Here is a 20,194-nt window from a genome sequence, read left to right as displayed (position 1 = left end):
AATCAGCCCGTCCCGGTGATCCACTTCGAATTCGAGCTTTCTAGCAGGCCATTTGATCTCGCATGGAGGGGAGGCGCAGCGGAAACCGACCCGGAGAAGATCATCGAACATGCGAACCTCGGCTCACTTATAAGTTGAATACTCGGTGATTCCCGTGTCACCATCGACCGCAACGGGCGAACCGGCACGCCCGCGCGAGATACAGGAGAAGCGCAATGCTGCGGACCAGGTTCACCGAGAAGTTCGGGGTGCGACACCCGATCGTGCAGGGCGGCATGATGTGGGTCGGGCGGGCCGAGCTCGTCGCGGCCGTCGCCAACGCGGGCGGGCTCGGCTTCATCACCGCCCTGACCCAGCCGACCCCGGACGACCTGCGCCGCGAGATCGCGCGCACCAGGGAACTGACCGACAAGCCCTTCGGCGTGAACGTCACCATTTTGCCGTCGATCAACCCGCCGCCGTACGCGGAGTACGTGCGGGCGATCATCGACAGCGGCGTCGGGATCGTCGAGACGGCGGGTAGCAACCCGGAGCCGTTCCTGCCGTACTACAAGGACGCGGGCATCAAGGTGCTGCACAAGTGCACCAGCGTGCGGCACGCGCTGAAGGCGGAGCGGATCGGCGTGGACGGAGTGAGCATCGACGGTTTCGAATGCGCGGGCCATCCCGGTGAGGACGACGTCCCCGGCCTCGTCCTCATCCCGGCCGCCGCCCGCGAGCTGAGCATTCCGATGATCGCCTCCGGCGGGATCGCCGACGCCCGCGGGCTGGTCGCCGCGCTCGCCCTAGGCGCGGACGGCGTCAACATGGGCACCCGATTCCTGTGCACCCAGGAGTCCTCGATCGATCAGAAGGTCAAGGAGAAGATCGTCGCGAATTCCGAGCGCGACACCCAGCTCATCTTCCGCACCATGCGCAACACGGCGCGTGTCGCGGACAACGAGGTCAGCCGCAAGGTCGTCGAGATCGAGAAGGCCGGCGGGACCTTCGACGACGTGCGGGATCTGGTCGCGGGAGCGCGCGGCCGTCGAGTGTTCGACGAGGGCGACTTGGACGCGGGCATCTGGTCGGTCGGCCTGTGCCAGGGCTTGATCCACGACATCCCGACCTGCGCCGAGCTGATCGGCCGGATGGTCACCGAGGCCGAGCAGCTGATCACAGCCCGCCTCGCCGAAACCGTCGTGGTGAGCTGAGACTCATTTCGCCGCGCGGGCGGTGACGGCTGCGTAGTCGTGGCTCGCGACCAGTTCGATGCCGTCGGGCAGCGCGTGTAAGCGGTGGATGGTGGTGAAGGCGGCATCCCGGTCGGCGTCGAACAGCTTGCCCGGCATCGGCGCCTTCTCCCGCAGCAGATCTACCTGCAGCTTGCTCCAGACGGCGTCGCCCGCGAACAGCACGCGGGTGCCGTCGTCCACCGCCAGCAACACGCCGATGCTGCCGGGCGTATGGCCCGCGAGATCGACCAGCAGCACCGAACCGTCGCCGAAGAGGTCTTTGCTGCGCGGGAACGTCAGCACCGGCGGTCCGTCCAGCTCGAAGCGGTCGAAGGCGCGGCCCCGCAGGGGGCCGCGCGCCACACCGGCCGGTGCGTGCGGGCCGCCCATCGCCCAGTCGTACTCGGCCGCGGGTAACCGCACCTCGACCGAGGCGGGCAATTCCAGCAGGCCCGAGACGTGATCCCAGTGCAGGTGAGTCGGCACCACGAAATCTATGTCGGCACCCGCGATGCCGTGCGCGGCGAGCGCGTCGGACAGACCGAGCACCGGCTTGTCCGGCGCCACGAGCAGCGGAATCGGGAACGGCAGTTCGGGCAGCACGCGCTCGTGCACGCCCGCGCACAAGGCGGGATCGACCAGGAAACGCGCCTTCGGATGCTCGACCAGGAACGCCGCCATCGACAGCCGCATCTCCCGCAGGCTGCGCACGCCCTCGGCCACGATGGTGGTTGGCGCGGACATGGTGGCCTGGGTCAGCACGGTGAGCCGGACCGTGGCGCTCGCTGCGGGCAGCGGCCGTACCTCGAGGCCTGCCAGCAGCGCGGTGTCGGGGCGGCGGGGCCGTAGCAACCGGCCCGGCGTGGCCGCCAGCGCGGCGCAGCAGCGCAGCAGGATGGGCAGAGTCGGAGTGCGCTCGGCACGGGTGGCGGCACCGCTGTCCGGTTCGGTCACGATGCCACGGTATGTGATCGCCGCCGGTTCGCGAAAGAGGCGGGCTGGCAGCGCAAACGCGACCTTGCCCCGGACGATTTCTCCGGCATAATCGCGTGGGTACCGTTCTTACGTTGGTAACAGCAGCCGGGAGACGGGGAGGGAGAACGCGATGCGGCCCAGTCTTCCCGACGGGCACAGGCGTGCGCAGGAGAACGACGGTCCGCTCGGCTACCACCGACGCACCGCGCTCACTTCCGCCGCCGTCCTTGCTGTCGCGGATCTACTAGGCGTCGACGCCGCCACGGTGTCGACCAGCTCGCCCTTCACCGATCTCGGCCTCGGTTCCACCCAGCTTGCGAGGCTGACCGCCCATCTCGAAGACGCTATGGGAGTCGAGGTTCCGCTGACCGCGATCTACGACCATCCGGACATCGAACAGCTTGTCGAGTATCTCGCGATGCGATGAGCAGCGCGCCTACTGATTCCGCAGGCTCGCATCCTCCCGTCTCCATCATCGGCATCGGCTGCCGATTGCCCGGAGCGGCGAGCGTAGCCGAGTTCTGGCAGCTGTTGGTAGAGGGCCGCGACGCCACGTCCACCCCGCCCGCAGGACGGCTGGGCTCCCGGCGCGGCGGGTACCTCGACGACGTCGAGTCCTTCGACAACGACTGGTTCGCCATCTCCGAGCGCGAGGCCGCGGTCATGGATCCGCAGCAGCGGCTCGCGCTGGAAGTCGCCGTCGAGGCGCTCGACGACGCCGGGATCGGTTATCGCGCCCGCGGTTCCGGCGCCGCCGTCGTGTTCGGCGCGTCAGGATACGACCACGGCATCGCGGTGCTCGGCCGGGCCGGCCACGACGCCCCCTACGCGGTGACCGGTTCCGCGCTCAGCATCATCGCCAACCGGCTGTCCTACGTGCTCGATCTGCGCGGTCCGAGCCTGGTGCTCGACAGCGCCTGCTCGTCCTCGCTCGCCGCGGTGGACCTCGCGGTGCGTCTGCTCGCCGACGGCACGGTGCCGTTCGCCATCGTGGGCGGGGTCAATCTCGTATTGCTGGAACATACGACGAACTACCTGGCCGAGGGGGGTTTCCTGTCGCCAGGCGGACGCACGACGCCGTTCGACGCCACGGCGGACGGCTACACCCGCGGCGACGGCTGCGCCGTGGTGGTCCTGCAGCGCAGCGCGGACGCGATGCGCGAAGGCAACCGGGTGTACGCAGAGATCATCGGCGCCGCCGTCGGGTCGGACGGGCGCTCGAACGGCCTGTACGCCCCGAACGGCCGCGCCCAGCAGGAGACGGTGCGCGCGGCGTGGTCGAGGGCCGGACGCCCGCCCAGCAGTGCTGGCTACATCGAATGCCACGGCACCGGCACGCCGTTGGGCGACGCGGTGGAAGTCGGCGCGCTCGCGGCCGCGCTCGGCGGTGGCGCGGACGATCCGATCTGGATCGGTTCGGTGAAGTCCAATATCGGACATCTGGAGGCCGCCGCGGGCGTCACCGGGATGGTGAAGACCGCGCTGTCCATCCACCACGGCGTGATCGCGCCGACGATCAACGTCCACGTCGAGCATCCCCTGCTGCATTTGGCCGAACGCGGGCTGCGCGTGCCGACCGAGCCGGTCGACTGGAGCCGCGTGACCGCGCCGCAGCGCGTGGCGGGTGTCAGTTCCTTCGGGTTCGGCGGCACGATCGCACACATCGTCCTGCGGGGCGTTACGCCCGCCGTGCCCGAGCGCGACGAACACTTCCCGCTGCTGCTGCCGCTCACGGGCCGCGACGACGAGGAATTGCGCGAGCGCGCACTGCGGCTGGCCGATGAACTGGACACGGTGCGGCCACCGCTGCGTGCCCCGGCATCCGCCACGGCGCGGCTGCTTCCCGAGTCGGCCCGGGCCGCGGTCCTCGCGCACGATCACGGTGACGTGGTGCACCGGCTGCGCGCCTTCGCCCACGGCGACACCGACGCGGCGCTCGGCCCCGTGGCGAACCGCCGCCGCGGCGGCCTGCTGTTCCTGTTCTCCGGACAGGGCGGTCAACATCCGCAAATGGGCCGCGCGCTGGCGGCTCGGTACCCGGTCTTCGCCGCCGCGCTCGCCGAGACGACCGAAGCGATCGTGGTGGCGGGCGGTCCACGGATCTGGACGCCGCGCCACGGTTTCACCTCCGCGGGGGACGCGCAAGCCACCGATCTGGTGCAACCGGCGTTGTTCGCGTTCCAGGTGGCGCTGGTGAAGCTGTTGGCGGCATGGGGGATTCGTCCCGACGCCGTGGCCGGACACAGTTTGGGGGAGATCGCGGCGGCGGCGGTGAGCGGCGCGCTCTCGCTCACGGACGCGGCCCGCGTGGTGGTGCTGCGCAGCGCGACCCTCGCGCATCTGGACGGACGCGGCGCGATGGCGGTGCTGGAGGCGGACCCGGACGAAGCGGCGAAACTCGTGGAACCGATGCGCGCGGAGGTGGCGATCGCCGCCGTCAACGGCCCACGGTCGGTGGTCGTATCCGGCACCCCCCGGTATGTCGACACGCTGGTGCGCCGGGCCACGCGCCGGAACATGTTCGCGCGCAAGCTCGCCGTCGACTTCGCCGCGCACAGCCCTCAGGTCGCCACCGTGCTCGCGCCCTTCGTCACGGCGTTGACCGAAATCACCCCGCTGGCGCCGCGCGTGCCGGTGTACTCCACCGCCCGGCGCGGCGCGAAGCTCACCACCGCGGCCATGGACCGCGATTATTGGGCCGAGAATGCGGCGGGCACAGTGGAATTGGCGGCCGCCATGGAGCGCGCGGCCGAAGACGGGATCTCGACCGTGGTCGAAATCGGCCCGCACCCCGTGTTGCTCTCGGCGGTGCGGGAGTATCCGGACTTCCGCGACGGCGCGCATTCGGTAGCCCTGCGCGATGACGAGGCGAGCGGCTTTCTCACGGGTTTGGCGTGGTTGTACCTGGAGGGGCGGCCGGTCGACTGGTCGGCGCTGGGCCCGTTCGCCGCGCCCGCACCGCGGCAGTGGCGCAAGCGTGAGTTCCCGCTGCTGGTGGCTGGGCCCGCGAGCGCGCACGTACCGGAATCCGCTTTCGCCGCCGAAGATCTCGCCCATCACGTGATACACGGCGACAGCGCCGTCCCCGCCGTCTTCTGGCTGCGGAGGCTGCTGCACCTGGCTCGGGACACCTCCGCGACGGCCACCTTGGCCGATTTCGCCGTGCACGAGCGGACCGATCCGAGCGCACTGCCCGAGGTGGTCTATCGCGGCCCGGGTGTGGAGCAAAGCGTGCGGGCGGAGGTCACGGGCACCGGGACGCTGGCTTCGGCCCGGCCCGCCGGTGACCCCACACCCGCGGATATCGTCGCATGGATGCGGGTGGTCGACGCAAACCGAGCCGCCCGGCACCAGATGCGGGTCATCACCACCGGCGCCTTCTACCAGGAATTGCGCCGCAGGCGGCTGGAGTACGGTCCCCGGTTCCGTGCGCTGCGCGGCATCGCCGTGGGCACCGGACGGGCACTGGGCCTGTTCGACGCCGCGGAATTGCATCGCACCGCAACGCTGGACGGCTGCCTGCAAGTGCTCGCCGCGGCGGTATTCGACGACTTGCCCACGCCTTCGATTCCGCTGCCGATCGGCATGGACTCGGCCTGGTTGTCGCACGAGCCGAACCGCCACGTGCTCGAGGTGCACGCGCTGATCCGGGAGCGCAGCGACACCGGGCTGGTCGGTGATGTCATCGCGACCGATCAGCACGGCGTGCCCTGTCTCGCCTTCTCCGGTGTGCACATCCGCTACGCCGAACCCGGCGCCGAGGAGGAGCGCGGCGCACTTCGCTCGGCACGTGCCGAGTACGACAACCAGACCGCGCCATTCCGACAGGAGGCTTGGGAGCCGCGGGATCCCGAATCGCTCGGGCTCGGCGACGCGCCCGGGGCCGGAACCCTCGTACGCCGTGCGGTGGTGGTCGGCGCCTCCGACCTCGCGGTGCGGCTCGCCCGCGCACTGGACGCCGAGGTGCCGACCGAACGGATCGCACGGGAACCGGACGACGCGAGCCCCATCGTCACCGCAGTGCTGACCGGTCGCGGCGGCGGCCACGCCGTAGCGGTGGTCTGGCCCGCCGACTCCGGCGCACGCGACGGCGACAGCGCCGCCGCGACCAGTCGGGTCCTGGAACTGCTGCAACTGCTCTCGGCCCATGACGCCACCGCGTCCGTGACGGTCTTCCTGCCCCTGGAGACGGCCCGATCACACTCGCGGCCCGACGAGCCCGGTACGCAGACCTCGGTCGAGGCTGGGGCGATCGCGGGGCTGGTGCGCTCGCTCCAGCTCGAGACGGGCCGTACGGTGCGGCTGGTCTGGACCGATCCCGGCGTCGGGAACTTGCCGCTACTCACCCGGCTGGTGGCGGATACCGACAGGAGGATCCCCGGCGAGCTGCGCCTGTGGTCGGGCGACATAGCCGTCCGGCGCTTCATACCCGCGCGAGCGCGAGCCTTGCCGGTCGCGGGCATCGACGCGGGCGGGACCTACGTCGTCACCGGCGGGCTCGGCGTCCTCGGCTCGGTCGCCGTGCGCTGGTTGCTCGACGCGGGCGCACGAGACGTGGTGGTGCTGACCCGTGCCCCCCGCCCGGTGCCCGCGCTGCTCGACGGCTTGGAGGACCGCATCGTCGTGGTGCGCTGCGACGCCGCCGACCGGGACGATCTGGCCAACGCGCTCAGCGATATCCGAGCGTCCGACTCGGCGATCCGCGGGGTCGTGCACGCGGCGGGCGTGCTCGAGGACGCCGCGTTCGACGCCGTCACCGCGGGTCAGCTGGCCAGGATGTTCCTGCCCAAGCCCACCGCCGCGGGCAACCTGATCGAGCTCACCGCGACCGACGCCACCGACTTCGTCCTGTTGTTCTCCTCCGCCACCGGCGCGCTGGGAGCGCCGGGGCAGGCGGCCTACGCCGCCGCCAACGCGGCGATGGACGCTCTGGCACACCGTCACCCGGGCAGACGGATTCTCAGCATCGGCTGGGGACTGTGGGATTCCGGCCTCGCCGCGGCGGCAGGCGGGGCGAGCCACCTGCGGCGAGCGGGCGTCGGGGCGATCGACCTGCGGCGCGGAAGCGCCGTGCTGGCCCAGGTCTTGCGCTATGACGGACCCTATCTGCTCGCGCTGAATCACACCCCGACCACCGACACCTCACCAGTAGCTCTGCGCTTGACGGATCTGCTCGACTCGAGTCCCGCTTCACCCCGGGACAACGCGTCCGCCCGCACGCCCGCGCCACCGGAGCCCGCCGAACCGCTGACCACGACCATCCGCCGCGTCCTGGCGAGCACGCTCGATCTGCCCGCCGAGCACATCGACCCGGCGGCCGACTTCAACGACCTGGGGCTGACCTCACTGCTCGCGATCGAGATGCGACGGAACCTGGAAACCCGGTTGCGCGTCCGGATCGCCACCGCCGAGTTGTTCAAGCACCCGACCATCACCGCCCTCGGCGCCGCCCTGCTGGAGCGGGTCACCGCGAACACCGGCGACACATCGTGACCGGCGACCGGAGCACCGGGAATGGTCTCGCGACTTCGGTAGCCAGATGGGCGGCCACCAGGCCGGATGAACCCGCCTTCACCGAACTGCGCTTCCAGGCGCGGGAACGCGTGCCGGTCACGCTGACCTATTCCGGACTGCATGCCGCGGCCGGCGCGCTGGCCGCTCGGCTGCGGCAGGAGAGCGCGCCAGGTGATCGCGTGGCCATCCTCTGCGCCCACGGAATCGACTACGCGGTGGCATTTCTCGCCTGTCTGTACAGCAACAGGGTCGCGGTGCCGCTGTTCCCGGCCGCGGGCGCGCGCAACCGAGACCGCCTGCAGGCCGTCCTGGCCGATGCCCGTCCCACGATCGGCCTGCTCTCGGCCCACGACGAGATCACCGCACCGATCCTCGGACCGGCATTGGGTCGCGTGGTCGCTCTGCCGCCGGAACTGTCCGGACCCGAACGGGAACCGACGGAGCAAGTCGCCTCGACCGTGGATCCTGTGCCGATGGCGGCGAGTACCGCTGACGCGATTGCGCGGCACGCGGGGTCGCTGCGAACACGTTCGGCCGCACCGGACACCCGGGCGGTCGGGTGGGTGACGGATCCGGCGGCGGTCGCACCCATCATTGATCCGGTTTGCGACGAGCTGGCGTACCTGCAGTACACCTCCGGATCGACCAAGTCGCCCGCCGGCGTCCAGGTCACACACGAGAACCTCGCCACGGCCTTGACGCAGCTCGGGCACGCCGTGTCGACCGCGGCCGATCGGCCCGTCGTAACCTGGCTGCCGTTCTTTCACGACATGGGTTTGATCCTCGGCCTGGCACTGCCGCTGTCGTTGGGCGTGCACGGCATCACACTGGCGCCCGTGGAGTTCGTCAAGCGCCCCGTCCGCTGGCTGCGCGCGATCGCCGACTACCGCGCCGGCACCACGGGATGCCCCAATTTCGGTCTGCAGCTGGCGATTTCGGGCACCACGCCCGCGGAACGGGCCGGGCTGGATCTGTCCGGCCTGGACCTCCTGCTCAACGGCTCCGAGCCCGTCCGCGCCGACGCGCTCGACGAATTCACCGAGACCTTCGGCCCCTACGGCTTCCGCCATCACGCGCACACCCCGGGCTTCGGCTTGGCCGAGGCCACCCTCACGGTCACGGTCTGCGGCCAGAACGAGGTCCCGGTGTGGCACCGCTTCGACCGTGCCGCACTGGCCGAAGGTCGCGCGGTCGTGCTGGCCGATGCCGCGCCGGGAACCCAGGAGGGTGTGCCGTTGGTCGGATGCGGCGCACCGGTGGGTCAGGAACTGCGGATCGTCGACCCGGTGGCGGGGACAGTGCTGCCCGCGGGCCGGGTCGGTGAGATCTGGGTGTCCGGAAGCAATGTGTGCGCCGGGTATTTCGGCAGGCCGGATGCCACCGACGAAGTCTTCGGCGCCACGCTGCCGGGAAGCGTTGCGCGCTGGCTGCGCACCGGCGATCTGGGGTTCCAGCACGAGGGACAGCTCTACATCGCCGGCCGCCGCAAGGACGTCATCGTGGTCGACGGACGCAATCACTATCCCGCCGACATCGAGGCGACGGTGCAGGCGTGTGCGGCGGAGATCAGGCCGGGTCATGTGACGGCGTTCGGTCACGACGACGGGCTGCGCGAAGACCTGGTCGTGGTCGCCGAACTGGTCACGGCGAGCGGCGGCGAGCCCATCGAACTGTTCACATTGGCCCGGCGCATCCGCACCGCGATCGCGTCCACCCATGAGGTGATGCCCGGTGCGGTACTGCTCGTCGAGCCGGGACGGATTCCCAAGACCAGCAGCGGGAAGCTCCGCCGCGGCGAGTGCAGAGCCCGTTATCTGGCGGGTCACCTGAGTCCGGTGGCGATGATCTGAAGAACGCGCTCTCGCGGGCTTTCGTTCAGTGCTCGGGTCGGCCCATGAGGCGATCGGTCTCGCGACGCTCCCGCTTGGTGGGGCGCCCCGCGCCGCGGTCGCGTCGGGGCATGCTCGCCACTATTTCCCGCGGCGGAGGCGGTGGACTTCGATCGATCAGGCATTGGGCGGCGATGGGTGCGCCGACGCGCTTGGTGACGATCCGCTCCACGACCACAATGCGCTCGATACCGCTGATCCGGATGCGTACCTCGTCACCAGGGCGCACGGGCTGCGCGGGCTTGGCCGTCGCGCCGTTTACCCGGACGTGCCCGCCGCGACAAGCCTCCGCGGCGGCGGATCTGGTTTTGAACAGACGCACCGCCCAGGTCCACGAATCGACGCGGGCCTGGGTCGCGCTGCTCTGGATGCCGGATTCGGCGCGGGCCACTCGTCAGACGATACGGCGTGCGGTGACCACCATGTCAGGGCGCAGCGGCGTGTAGGACACCGGCGTACCCGACTGCACCGCATTCAGCAGTTTGTTGTCGCCGGCGTAGATGCCTGCGTGACCGCCGCCGTTGGTGATGACGATGTCGCCCGGCTGCAGTTCGTGGTAAGCGACCGGAGCGCCCACGTGCGACTGCTCGAAGCTGGTGCGGGGCAGTTCGACGCCCGCCTGGCGGAACGCCCACTGGACGAGGCCGGAGCAGTCGAAGGCGCGGGGCCCAGCTGCGCCCCAGGAGTACTGGGCGCCGACCTTGGTCTTCGCGGCATCGAGGGCGATCTCACCCGCGGTGTTGCTCTGCTGCTGGCCGAACAGGCCCGGGAGCATCGGTGCGAAGTTGGGAGCCTGGGGAGCGACTTCCTGCGGCGTCTGGGGGGCGGCGGGAACAGCCGCGAGTGCCTGCTGGATCTGCTGATTGAGCTGCTGAACCGGCTGTTCCCATTCCTGCGGAACGTCGAAGTTGCCGACACCGGGAACGTTGATGGTTGCGGCCATGGCCGGAATCGCAGGCATGGCGCCGGTCGCGGCCACCGCACCCATGACAATCGCACCCTTGACGGAATTCGGTACCCGAGAATCCCGCTGCAAGCTGTGTTTACCCACCGAGCTACGTCTCCGATCTTGCTGCTCTTCCGCCGACCGGGTTAGCTGACGGGTTCGGACCGGGAGAACGGCCCTACCTGGCGGCCGAAAGTGGCCGCAAGGATTCACCCCAGACGAACCTGTGGGTCCCCGGCACGACAGCCGAGACCGGTTGGCCCCGACAGCCGTTAAGGCGGTAACTAGTGGCGCCGTTTCTCTTACGAAGCGACTGGTTCCACTAAGTCACGAGAAGATTACGGTGCAGACGCGTTGTTGTCCAGCGCACAGAGCTGCATCTTTTCCATAGCTGCCGCGCCCGCGGCGCACGGGACGAAAGCAGTGGTCTGTGGTCCGGTCACGATTCGATCTCACTCGGGCGTCGACAGGTCACCGACGGACAACGCATCCGCTATGCCAGCACCGCGCTCAAGCCTGCGTTCCGTGCACCGCGCGCTCGAGCTCATCGATCCTGCGGCGCGCCTCGGCCAGTTCGACCTCGAGTCCGCCGAGCGCCATGACCAGCGGGCCGACCGCGAGATCGGCGACCAGTTGGGGATCGTCGTAGCCGCGTTCGATCGCGATGAGGATGTTGGACCGGATGCGCTGGGCCACCGTGGCGCCCACGGGGACATTCCAGGATCTCACCACTTCAGCGAGGCCGACGGGAGCCGGTTCGTCGGACATGCCCCTCCGTTCCCGCGCGCCGTGCGCGCGACCATTCTGGCGAACCGCCACCAGCCTAGAGAACCCACGGCGAGAGCAATAGTGCGATACCGGCCGCTAGGGCTCTCTAGGACACACCGTAGATGTGCCCAGACTATCCGGACGAAACGCGCTACGGTGTCGGGGCATGGACCCCGTGCGGAATCCGTATGCCCCTGGAGCGGGACAGCGCCCACCCGAATTGGCCGGGCGCGACAAGCAACTCACGGCTTTCGACATCGTGCTCGAACGCGTCGCGCGCGGTCGCCCGGAACGCAGCGTCGTGCTCACCGGTCTGCGCGGAGTCGGAAAGACTGTGCTGCTCAACCAACTTCGCTCCGCCGCGATATCGCGCGGCTGGGGCACCGGCAAAATCGAAGCGCGGCCGGACCAGGAACTGCGCCGCCCGCTGTCCTCGGCGCTGCACATGGCCGCACGGGCGATCGCCACCTCGCACCGCAATCCGGAGCGGGTGGACGATTTCCTCGGCATTCTCAAGGCTTTCGCGTTGCGGGCAACCGCGGAGAAGGGCATGCGGGAACGCTGGCAACCCGGTATCGACGTGCCCGCGGTGAGCGGCCGGGCCGATTCCGGCGACATCGAGATCGATCTGGTGGAACTGCTGGTCGAGGCGGCGGCGCTGGCCGGTGACATCGGCGTCGGCATCGCGATCTTCATCGATGAGATGCAGGATCTCGGACCCGCCGACATCTCCGCCATCTGCGGCGCCTGCCACGAACTGAGCCAGGACGCCGCCCCGCTGATCGTGGTCGGGGCGGGGCTGCCGCATCTGCCCGCCGTGCTGTCCGCCTCGAAGAGCTACTCGGAGCGGCTGTTCAGCTATCACCGCATCGACCGTTTGGACCGGGAATCCGCCGACCAAGCGCTGATCGCGCCCGCCCAGCGCGAAGACGTGAAGTTCACCGACGCCGCGCTGGACGCGCTGTATCGCAAAGCCGATGGTTACCCATATTTCGTGCAGGCGTACGGCAAAGCCACATGGGATCAAGCGCCGGAGAGCCCGATAACCGCCGAGGACGTCGAGGTGGCCTCGCCTGCCGCCGAGGAGGAGTTGGCGGTCGGGTTCTTCGGTTCCCGCTACGAGCGGGCAACGCCCGCGGAACGCGAATACATGCGCGCCATGGCCGATCTGTCCGGCGACGACGGCCCGGTCGCGACCGCGGCGGTGGCCAACGAACTCGGCCGCAAACCGGCTTCCCTCTCGCCCGCGCGCGACGGCTTGATCAAGAAGGGCCTCATCTACTCCGCCGAGCGCGGAACCATCGGCTTCACCGTGCCGCACTTCGGCCGCTATCTACGCTCGGTGTGAGCCTGCCCGACCCTCGTCCGGGGCTGGTCGCTGTCCATTTGCTCATCTAACAAGATCAATAGATATTCGTAGATTTATGTCGACCAGCAGGCCTACCGATGGGTAACAAACACTCCTACACTCGGATGTGATCCTGATCACGTCCGAGGGAGGACATCATGGCGAAAGCCGCGAAAGTCGACGCCACCGAAGAACAGGCCCGCGCACTGGTCGAGGAGTCCCGGGAAACGAGCTGGGTCAAGCCGTCATTCGCCAAGGAGATGTTCCTGGGACGGTTCCGTCTGGACCTCATCCACCCGTATCCGCAACCCAGCCCCGAGGATGCCGAACGAACCGATGCGTTCCTGGCCCGGCTGCGGACGTTGTGCGAGTCCATGGACGGAGCGGTCATCGAGGCGGAGGGACGGATTCCGGACGAGTACGTCAAAGGCTTGGCCGAACTCGGCTGCTTCGGCCTGAAGATCCCGCAATCGTATGGCGGTCAAGGCCTTTCCCAGTTGGGCTACAACCGAGCTCTGATGCTGGTCGGTTCGACGCACCCGAGCCTCGGCGTCCTGCTCTCGGCGCACCAGTCCATCGGGGTGCCCGAACCGCTCAAGCTGGCCGGCACCCCGGAGCAGAAAGCCGAGTTCCTGCCCCGCTGCGCGGCCGGAGCGGTCAGCGCGTTCCTGCTCACCGAGCCCGATGTCGGCTCCGACCCGGCCAGAATGGCCAGTACCGCGACGCCCACCGAGGACGGCGAGGCCTACGTGCTCAACGGCGTGAAGCTGTGGACCACCAACGGCGTGGTCGCCGAACTGCTGGTGGTGATGGCGCGCGTACCCAAGAGCGAGGGGCACCGCGGCGGCATCTCGGCGTTCGTGGTCGAGGCCGACTCGCCGGGCATCACGGTGGAGCGGCGCAACTCCTTCATGGGCTTGCGCGGCATCGAGAACGGCCTGACCCGGATGCACGACGTCCGGGTGCCCAAGCGCAATCTGATCGGGCGTGAGGGCGACGGTCTCAAGATCGCGCTGACCACACTGAACGCGGGCAGACTCGCCATACCCGCGCTGTGCACCGCCGCCGCCAAGTGGTCGCTGAAGATCGCGCGGGAGTGGAGCACCCAGCGCGTGCAGTGGGGCAGGCCCGTCGGGGAGCACGCCGCCGTCGGCCAGAAGATCGCGTTCATCGCGGCCACCACGTTCGCGCTGGAAGCCGCGCTCGACCTTTCGGCCACCATGGCCGACGAGGGACGCAACGACATCCGGATCGAGGCGGCGCTGGCGAAGTTGTGGGCCAGCGAGATGAGCTGTCAGATCGCCGACGAACTCGTGCAGATTCGCGGCGGCCGCGGTTACGAGACGGCGGCCTCGCTCGCCGCACGGGGAGAGCGGGCCGTCCCCGCCGAGCAGTTGGTGCGCGATCTGCGCATCAACCGCATCTTCGAAGGCTCCAGCGAGATCATGCGGCTGCTGATCGCGCGGGAGATGGCCGACGCCCACATGGCGGCCGCGGGTGCGCTGGTCGACCGCAAGGCCGAGTTCAAAGACAAGGCGAAGGCGGCGGTCGGCGCGACGGGTTTCTACGCCAAGTGGTTTCCGCAGCTGGCGGTCGGGGCGGGTACGGTGCCCGCGGCGTACACCGAGTTCGGTGTGCTGGCACGGCACCTGCGGTTCGTCGAGCGTAGTGCGCGCAAACAGGCGAGGTCGCTGATGTACGCGATGGGCCGCTGGCAGGCCGGCCTGGAGTACCGGCAGAACTTCCTCGGCCGGATCGTCGACATCGGAGCCGAACTGTTCGCCATGTCGGCGGCCTGCGGTCGCGCCCAGGCATTACTCGCGGCGGGCGCGCCGGAGGGCAAGGCGGCCGAGGAACTGGCGGACACCTTCTGCAGGCAGTCGCGACTGCGCGTGCGCAAACTCTTCGACGCGCTGTGGGACAACACCGACGACGACGACCGCACCCTCACCCGCGGCGTGCTCGACGGCCGTTACGACTGGCTGGAGGACGGCGTGCTCGACCCGAGCGAGGGGACCGGGCCGTGGATCGCGGAGTGGCAGATGGGTCCGTCGACCGAGGAGAACCTCTTGCGTCCGTTCCTGCCCTCTACGCGAACCCGCGCACAGGCCTGATCGAGGAGCGAGCCCGTCGTCGCACCCGGATGTTCGGCCCGGGTGCGGGACGGGCTGCTCGCTCACAAAAATATTCGCCATTCTTTAATTTTTCCTAGAGAGGCAAATATTGCCATCGCGGCACCTCATATATCCCGAAGCGGACAGAGCAATATCAGTGAATCTAGTTCTAGAGCTATCTGTGTCTAGATTTTCATACGCACACGGCGGCGAGCGCCCGATGGACTGGCAGCCTCGATTGGACAACGTGTGCATAACGGCAGGTGTGGGGCGCTAACGGCGCGGAAATCCAGTTCGACAACTGGGCAGGAAGTGCTTGACCAGGTACCTCGTCGAGGAGGGTGCCATGTCCACGACCATCGCCCGCCGCGCCGCCGATTACGACGGCCACCGAGTGACGGTGTCGGCCCAGGACGGTGTCCCCCTCGCGGTCCACGTCTTCGGCGCCGAGGCCGCCACCGCGACCGTCGTCTTCGTCCATGGTCACTGCTTGCGCGCGGAATCCTGGTCCTACCTGCGCGACCGGCTGCTCGGACAGTGGGGAGACGACACCAGGATGGTGTTCTACGACCACCGCGGCCACGGCGAATCCGGGGTGGCGCATCCCTCGACCTACACCATCGAGCAGCTGGGCCACGACCTGGACACCGTGTTGCGGACGGTCGCGCCGACCGGGCCGGTGATCCTGGTCGGCCACTCGATGGGCGCGATGGTCTTGCTCGCTTACGCCCGGCTCCACCCGGAGGCGATCGGCACGCGCATAGTCGGCGTGGGCCTGCTCGCGGCCGCGGCCAACGGGATCACCGAGGTGGGGCTGGCGCGCCTGCTGAACCGGCGAGCGGTGAACTCGCTGCTAGCGGCCGTCACCCGCGCACCGAGGGTCCTGCAGGCATCGAAGCTCCTGACCCGCCGCCTGTTCGCGCCGCTCATGCGCGAGGCCGACTTCGGCGCCAGAAAGGTGAACCCCCGGATCGCCGCACTTGCCACCGCGATGATGAACGACACGCCGCTGCTGACCATGGCGGGCTTCCTGCACTCGCTGATCACCTTCGACGAGACGGCTACCCTGCACCGGCTCGGCGCGATCCCCGCGCTGGTGCTGGCGGGCTCGACGGACATCATCTTCCCGTTCGCGCACTCGGTGGCACTGGCTTCCCAGCTGGCCGGTTCCGAGCTGGTGCGCCTGGAAGGCGCCGGGCACAGCGTGATGCTCGAGCGGGCCGAAGAGGTCGCGCTGTCCATCGCGGGACTCGTAGAACGCGCCTTCGCCGCGGCTCGCTCCTGCACCGAGTACGCCGCCACCGGCTGACCTTCGCCAACCCAGCGGCTATCAGCGAGTTCCGACCTTGCACGAGCCAGGAACGAATTCTTTCGGTACTGTGTTGTAGATCACGTTGTGTGGTGGGTCACACGACTCGGTGACGTGCGGTTCAAGGCAGACGGAAACCGCGCATCACAGCCCCGAGTTCGTATGTCCGCCAGTCAATACAGGAGGTATCGATGACACGCAGCGAATTCGCGGAACTACGCTACGCGGTCGGCCAGCTCCGGCAATCCGTCACCGCGCTGCGTACGCAGTACGGTGACGCCAGCACGGTGCGCCGGTTGGAGAACGACCTCGAGCGCCTCGTCATCGACGCCGACGAACTCGAGCAGTCACCGCCCCCGGAGGTGCACCGCCGCCCTCAGGACGTCATCTACGTGCCGGACAGCAAGTCCGACGAGGCCGCCTGGATGGGGGCGCAGGACGAAGGCCTCGGCTTCCACTCCCGGCCGCGGACGAAGTAACCGGGATGGGCGGCGGGGCCGCCCATCCGCGATGTGTTCGGGCCGGTGTCTGCCGTGACGGCGCACCGGCCGCTCCCTGAGGAACCCAGCGGCCGGACCGCCGGTATTCGCAGGCGCGCCGCCTGCGGTGATGCCTGGAAGCAGCCACGGTCTCCACAGGAGTCTGTACGCACCCGGCGACGTCGTCACGGTGGGCCGGACCGGCCGCACCCGATCGGATGTCCGAACTCGACCATCGCACCGTTCGCATCGAGCACGGCTCGAGTTTCATGGCGCCTGTGCCGCCGCCTCCGCTGAGCAGTTTTCTCCTGAGTTCGATCGAATACCGGTAAGCGAATCTCCTGCTATCGGCTATTTCGCACGCCGGCGCAGACCTGAGCCGCGCCACCGGAACCAAATCCGGCTGCGGCCCAGCCGTCAGGAAGCCCACCGGGACGAGCCCGAGTTCCGCTACCCCTTCACGCCGACCCCGAACCGAGCTTGCACCGTCGTCCCTGGTATCGGGCCGCGATCGCGCCCACTTCTCGTTCCTGGCGACTCGGCAAGCAGCTTCCGCGGGGCTGTTGGAATGGCAATCTACGGACCCCGCTTTCGTCCGATCAGACCTACTTCGAACTCGTTCCGCTCGGGCCGAGTTCGAAAAGTCCGGTTAGCTCCCTACCGGGCGCAAGCAATCAGGAGCCACCCCGAATGTGGCGCAAATCATACGGTTGACAGCGGGGCGGGTTTGTGGAGACCCCGCTCGATCAATAGCGGACGTGTCGTATGGTGCTCAGCATCACATTCGATTGCGGAGGTAACGATGACCACCCGCACACAAGATCAGCGAGGCATCCACCAGTGAGTGCCGCACCGACCGCCGCCCCGGAAGCGGGCACCGGCGTATTCAGCAGAACAAGGGCCCGAATCTCGGAACGCACGTTGCGCACCGACCGATGGTGGATCCCCCCACTGGTCACGGTGCTCGGACTAGGTGCGTTCCTTGTCTACGGTTTGATCAGATCGTATGTGCGCACGGCATATTGGGTTCCGGAATACCACTACCTGACGCCCTTCTACTCGCCGTGCCTGAGCACCTCCTGCGTGGAGGGTTCGAGTCATTTCGGGACGCCGTTCGGTGAGCTGCCCGCGATTCTGCCGCTCGGCTTCGTGGTGCTGCCCTTCCTGCTCGGCTTCCGCCTGACCTGCTACTACTACCGCAAGGCCTACTACCGGTCGGTGTGGTTCTCCCCGCCCGCCTGCGCGGTGGCCGAGCCGCACGCGAAGTACACCGGCGAGACCAGGCTGCCGCTGATCGTCCAGAACGCGCACCGCTACTTCTTCTATGTGGCCGTGCTGGTTTCGGTGATCAACACCTACGACGCCATCGCCGCTTTCCACGGCAAGTCCGGCGGTTTCGGTTTCGGTCTCGGCAATATCGTGCTGCTCGGCAACGTCATCCTGTTGTGGGGGTACACGCTGTCGTGCCACTCGTGCAGGCACATCGCGGGTGGACGGCTCAAGCACTTCTCCGCGCACCCGGTGCGCTACTGGTTCTGGACTCAGGTCTCCAAGCTGAACACCCGGCACATGACGCTGGCCTGGACCACCCTCGGCACGCTCGTGCTGACCGACTTCTACGTCATGTTGGTTGCCAGCAAGACGATTTCGGACCTGCGGTTCATCGACTGACCGCCTCACTGAGGAGTTTCTCTGCATGGCAGAAGTGGAACGGCACAAATACGACGTCGTCGTGATCGGAGCGGGCGGCGCCGGATTGCGAGCGGTCATCGAAGCCAGGGAGCACGGGCTGTCCGTCGCGGTGGTGTGCAAGTCACTGTTCGGCAAGGCCCACACCGTGATGGCCGAAGGCGGCTGTGCGGCGGCGATGGGCAACGTCAACGAGAAAGACAATTGGCAGGTCCATTTCCGGGACACGATGCGCGGCGGCAAGTTCCTGAACAACTGGCGCATGGCCGAATTGCATGCCCAGGAAGCGCCCGATCGGGTGTGGGAGCTGGAAACCTATGGGGCCCTGTTCGATCGGACTCCGGACGGTCGCATCAGCCAGCGCAATTTCGGTGGCCACACCTACCCGCGCCTCGCGCACGTCGGCGACCGGACCGGTCTCGAGATCATCCGCACCATGCAGCAGAAGATCGTCTCGCTGCAGCAGGAGGATTTCGCCGAGACGGGTGACTACGAAAAGCGCATCAAGGTGTTCGCCGAATGCACCATCACCGAACTGCTCAAGGACGGCGACCGCATCGCCGGCGCCTTCGGCTATTGGCGGGAATCCGGCCGCTTCATCTTGTTCGAGTCTCCCGCGGTGGTGCTGGCGACCGGCGGCATCGGCAAGTCGTACAAGGTGACCTCGAACTCCTGGGAGTACACCGGCGACGGGCACGCGCTGGCGCTGCGCGCGGGCGCGACCCTGATCAACATGGAGTTCCTCCAGTTCCACCCGACCGGCATGGTCTGGCCGCCCAGCGTGAAGGGAATCCTCGTCACCGAGGGCGTGCGCGGCGACGGCGGGGTGCTGAAGAACACCGAGGGCAAGCGGTTCATGTTCGACTACATTCCGCCGGTCTTCAAGGGCCAGTACGCCGAGACCGAGGAAGAGGCCGACCAGTGGCTGCGCGACAACGACTCCGCGCGCCGCACGCCGGATCTGCTGCCGCGTGACGAGGTCGCGCGCGCCATCAACGAAGAGGTCAAGGCCGGGCGCGGCACCGAGCACGGCGGCGTGTTCCTCGACATCGCCTCCCGCATGCCCGCCGAGGAGATCGTGCGGCGGCTTCCCTCGATGCACCATCAGTTCAAAGAGCTCGCGGACGTGGACATCACCAAAGAGCCGATGGAGGTCGGTCCGACCTGCCACTACGTGATGGGCGGGATCGAAGTCGAGCCGGACACCGGTGCGGCCACGGTGCCAGGACTGTTCGCCGCGGGGGAGTGTTCCGGCGGCATGCACGGCTCCAATCGTCTGGGTGGCAACTCGCTGTCCGACCTGCTGGTGTTCGGCCGCAGGGCCGGACTCGGCGCCGCCGCCTATGTGGAACAGCTCGGCGAGCGGCCGTCGGTCTCGGATGACGACGTCGCCGAAGCCGCGAAGGCCGCCGTAGCGCCGTTCGATCCCCCCGCCGACGGCAACGGTGAGAACCCCTACACATTGCACACCGATTTGCAGCAGACGATGAACGACCTGGTCGGCATCATCCGCAAGGAGCATGAGGTGCGGGAGGCCATCGACAAGCTCGCCGAGCTGCGCGCCCGGTTCCGTCACGTGACCGTGGAGGGCCATCGCCAGTTCAATCCAGGCTGGCACCTGGCGCTCGACCTGCAGAACATGCTGCTGGTCAGCGAATGCGTGGCACACGCGGCGCTGCTGCGGACGGAGAGCCGTGGCGGGCACACCCGGGACGACCACCCGTCGATGGATCCGACCTGGCGCAACCAGTTGCTGGTCTGCGCGGTGGAACCGAACACGGCCGGTGAACCGATCCCCGAGGTCACCGTCACGCGCAAGGAACAGCCCCCGATGCGATCGGACCTGCTCGCCCTTTTCGATCTCGGCGAGCTCGAAAAGTACTACACACCGGATGAACTCGCCGGGCACCCGGCCGCGGCCGGGCATTCGACGGAGCGAGAGGCGTAAC

14 protein-coding genes and 1 riboswitch are annotated in these 20,194 nt (G+C 68.4%); of the genes, 10 read left to right on the top strand and 4 right to left on the bottom strand.

All coding sequences use genetic code 11. The annotated features are described in order from the left end of the window. Positions 1–215: 215 nt before the first annotated feature. Positions 216–1,193 carry a nitronate monooxygenase family protein gene (locus GVY39_RS11385; protein WP_195069906.1) on the top strand — a complete coding sequence of 326 codons (978 nt, stop codon included), beginning with the start codon at positions 216–218 and terminating at the stop codon, positions 1,191–1,193. A 3-nt stretch (positions 1,194–1,196) separates the two neighbouring features. On the opposite strand, the gene GVY39_RS11380 is transcribed toward GVY39_RS11385, so the two are convergent. Beyond that, a complete protein-coding gene (locus GVY39_RS11380; RefSeq protein WP_236565413.1) occupies positions 1,197–2,168 on the bottom strand; it encodes an MBL fold metallo-hydrolase in 972 nt (323 codons plus the stop codon). A 151-nt stretch (positions 2,169–2,319) separates the two neighbouring features. On the opposite strand from GVY39_RS11380, the gene GVY39_RS11375 reads away from it, so the two are divergent. From GVY39_RS11375 to GVY39_RS11365, 3 genes are read left to right on the top strand one after another with little or no spacing between them, the layout of a single operon-like run. After that, positions 2,320–2,616 carry an acyl carrier protein gene (locus tag GVY39_RS11375; RefSeq protein WP_159923452.1) on the top strand — a complete coding sequence of 99 codons (297 nt, stop codon included), beginning with the start codon at positions 2,320–2,322 and terminating at the stop codon, positions 2,614–2,616. Continuing rightward, positions 2,613–7,682 carry a type I polyketide synthase gene (locus tag GVY39_RS11370; protein ID WP_159923454.1) on the top strand — a complete coding sequence of 1,690 codons (5,070 nt, stop codon included), beginning with the start codon at positions 2,613–2,615 and terminating at the stop codon, positions 7,680–7,682. Before GVY39_RS11375 ends, GVY39_RS11370 begins: the two co-directional genes overlap by 4 nt. Beyond that, the gene (locus tag GVY39_RS11365; RefSeq protein WP_159923456.1) at positions 7,679–9,553 is read left to right on the top strand and encodes a fatty acyl-AMP ligase; all 1,875 of its coding nucleotides are present in this window, start codon (positions 7,679–7,681) and stop codon (positions 9,551–9,553) included. The genes GVY39_RS11370 and GVY39_RS11365 overlap by 4 nt, the downstream gene beginning before the upstream one ends. Positions 9,554–9,578: 25 nt before the next feature. Here GVY39_RS11365 and GVY39_RS11360 read toward each other — a convergent pair whose 3' ends face one another. The 3 genes from GVY39_RS11360 to GVY39_RS11350 all read right to left on the bottom strand — a co-directional run bounded on the left by GVY39_RS11360 (position 9,579) and on the right by GVY39_RS11350 (position 11,306). Beyond that, positions 9,579–9,983, bottom strand: coding sequence for an RNA-binding S4 domain-containing protein (locus GVY39_RS11360; protein ID WP_223519610.1), 405 nt, complete (start codon positions 9,981–9,983; stop codon positions 9,579–9,581). Between the two features lie 3 nt (positions 9,984–9,986). Beyond that, entirely contained in the window at positions 9,987–10,580 is a 594-nt protein-coding gene (locus tag GVY39_RS11355) for a C40 family peptidase (protein ID WP_159923458.1), read from the bottom strand. 78 nt (positions 10,581–10,658) lie between these two features. Then, positions 10,659–10,828, bottom strand: a riboswitch (cyclic di-AMP (ydaO/yuaA leader). 220 nt (positions 10,829–11,048) lie between these two features. Further along, positions 11,049–11,306: a hypothetical protein gene (locus tag GVY39_RS11350; RefSeq protein ID WP_159923460.1), complete on the bottom strand. Its 258-nt coding sequence runs from the start codon at positions 11,304–11,306 to the stop codon at positions 11,049–11,051. Positions 11,307–11,472: 166 nt separating this feature from the next. Here GVY39_RS11350 and GVY39_RS11345 point away from each other — a divergent pair, with 166 nt between their 5' ends. The 6 genes from GVY39_RS11345 to GVY39_RS11320 all read left to right on the top strand — a co-directional run bounded on the left by GVY39_RS11345 (position 11,473) and on the right by GVY39_RS11320 (position 20,193). Further along, positions 11,473–12,654: an ATP-binding protein gene (locus GVY39_RS11345; protein WP_159923462.1), complete on the top strand. Its 1,182-nt coding sequence runs from the start codon at positions 11,473–11,475 to the stop codon at positions 12,652–12,654. Positions 12,655–12,812: 158 nt separating this feature from the next. Continuing rightward, entirely contained in the window at positions 12,813–14,768 is a 1,956-nt protein-coding gene (locus GVY39_RS11340; RefSeq protein WP_159923464.1) for an acyl-CoA dehydrogenase family protein, read from the top strand. Positions 14,769–15,114: 346 nt separating this feature from the next. Next, positions 15,115–16,077: an alpha/beta fold hydrolase gene (locus tag GVY39_RS11335; protein WP_159923466.1), complete on the top strand. Its 963-nt coding sequence runs from the start codon at positions 15,115–15,117 to the stop codon at positions 16,075–16,077. Between the two features lie 191 nt (positions 16,078–16,268). Then, the gene (locus GVY39_RS11330; RefSeq protein ID WP_159923468.1) at positions 16,269–16,556 is read left to right on the top strand and encodes a hypothetical protein; all 288 of its coding nucleotides are present in this window, start codon (positions 16,269–16,271) and stop codon (positions 16,554–16,556) included. An 840-nt stretch (positions 16,557–17,396) separates the two neighbouring features. Further along, positions 17,397–18,227, top strand: coding sequence for a hypothetical protein (locus GVY39_RS11325; RefSeq protein ID WP_159923470.1), 831 nt, complete (start codon positions 17,397–17,399; stop codon positions 18,225–18,227). Between the two features lie 25 nt (positions 18,228–18,252). Continuing rightward, positions 18,253–20,193: a fumarate reductase/succinate dehydrogenase flavoprotein subunit gene (locus GVY39_RS11320; protein WP_159923472.1), complete on the top strand. Its 1,941-nt coding sequence runs from the start codon at positions 18,253–18,255 to the stop codon at positions 20,191–20,193. Position 20,194: the final 1 nt, after the last annotated feature.

It is taken from the genome of Nocardia sp. CY15 (assembly GCF_009829295.1).
Taxonomy (GTDB): Bacteria; Actinomycetota; Actinomycetes; order Mycobacteriales; family Mycobacteriaceae; genus Nocardia; species Nocardia sputi.
This window is presented reverse-complemented; position numbering and strand designations above follow the sequence as displayed.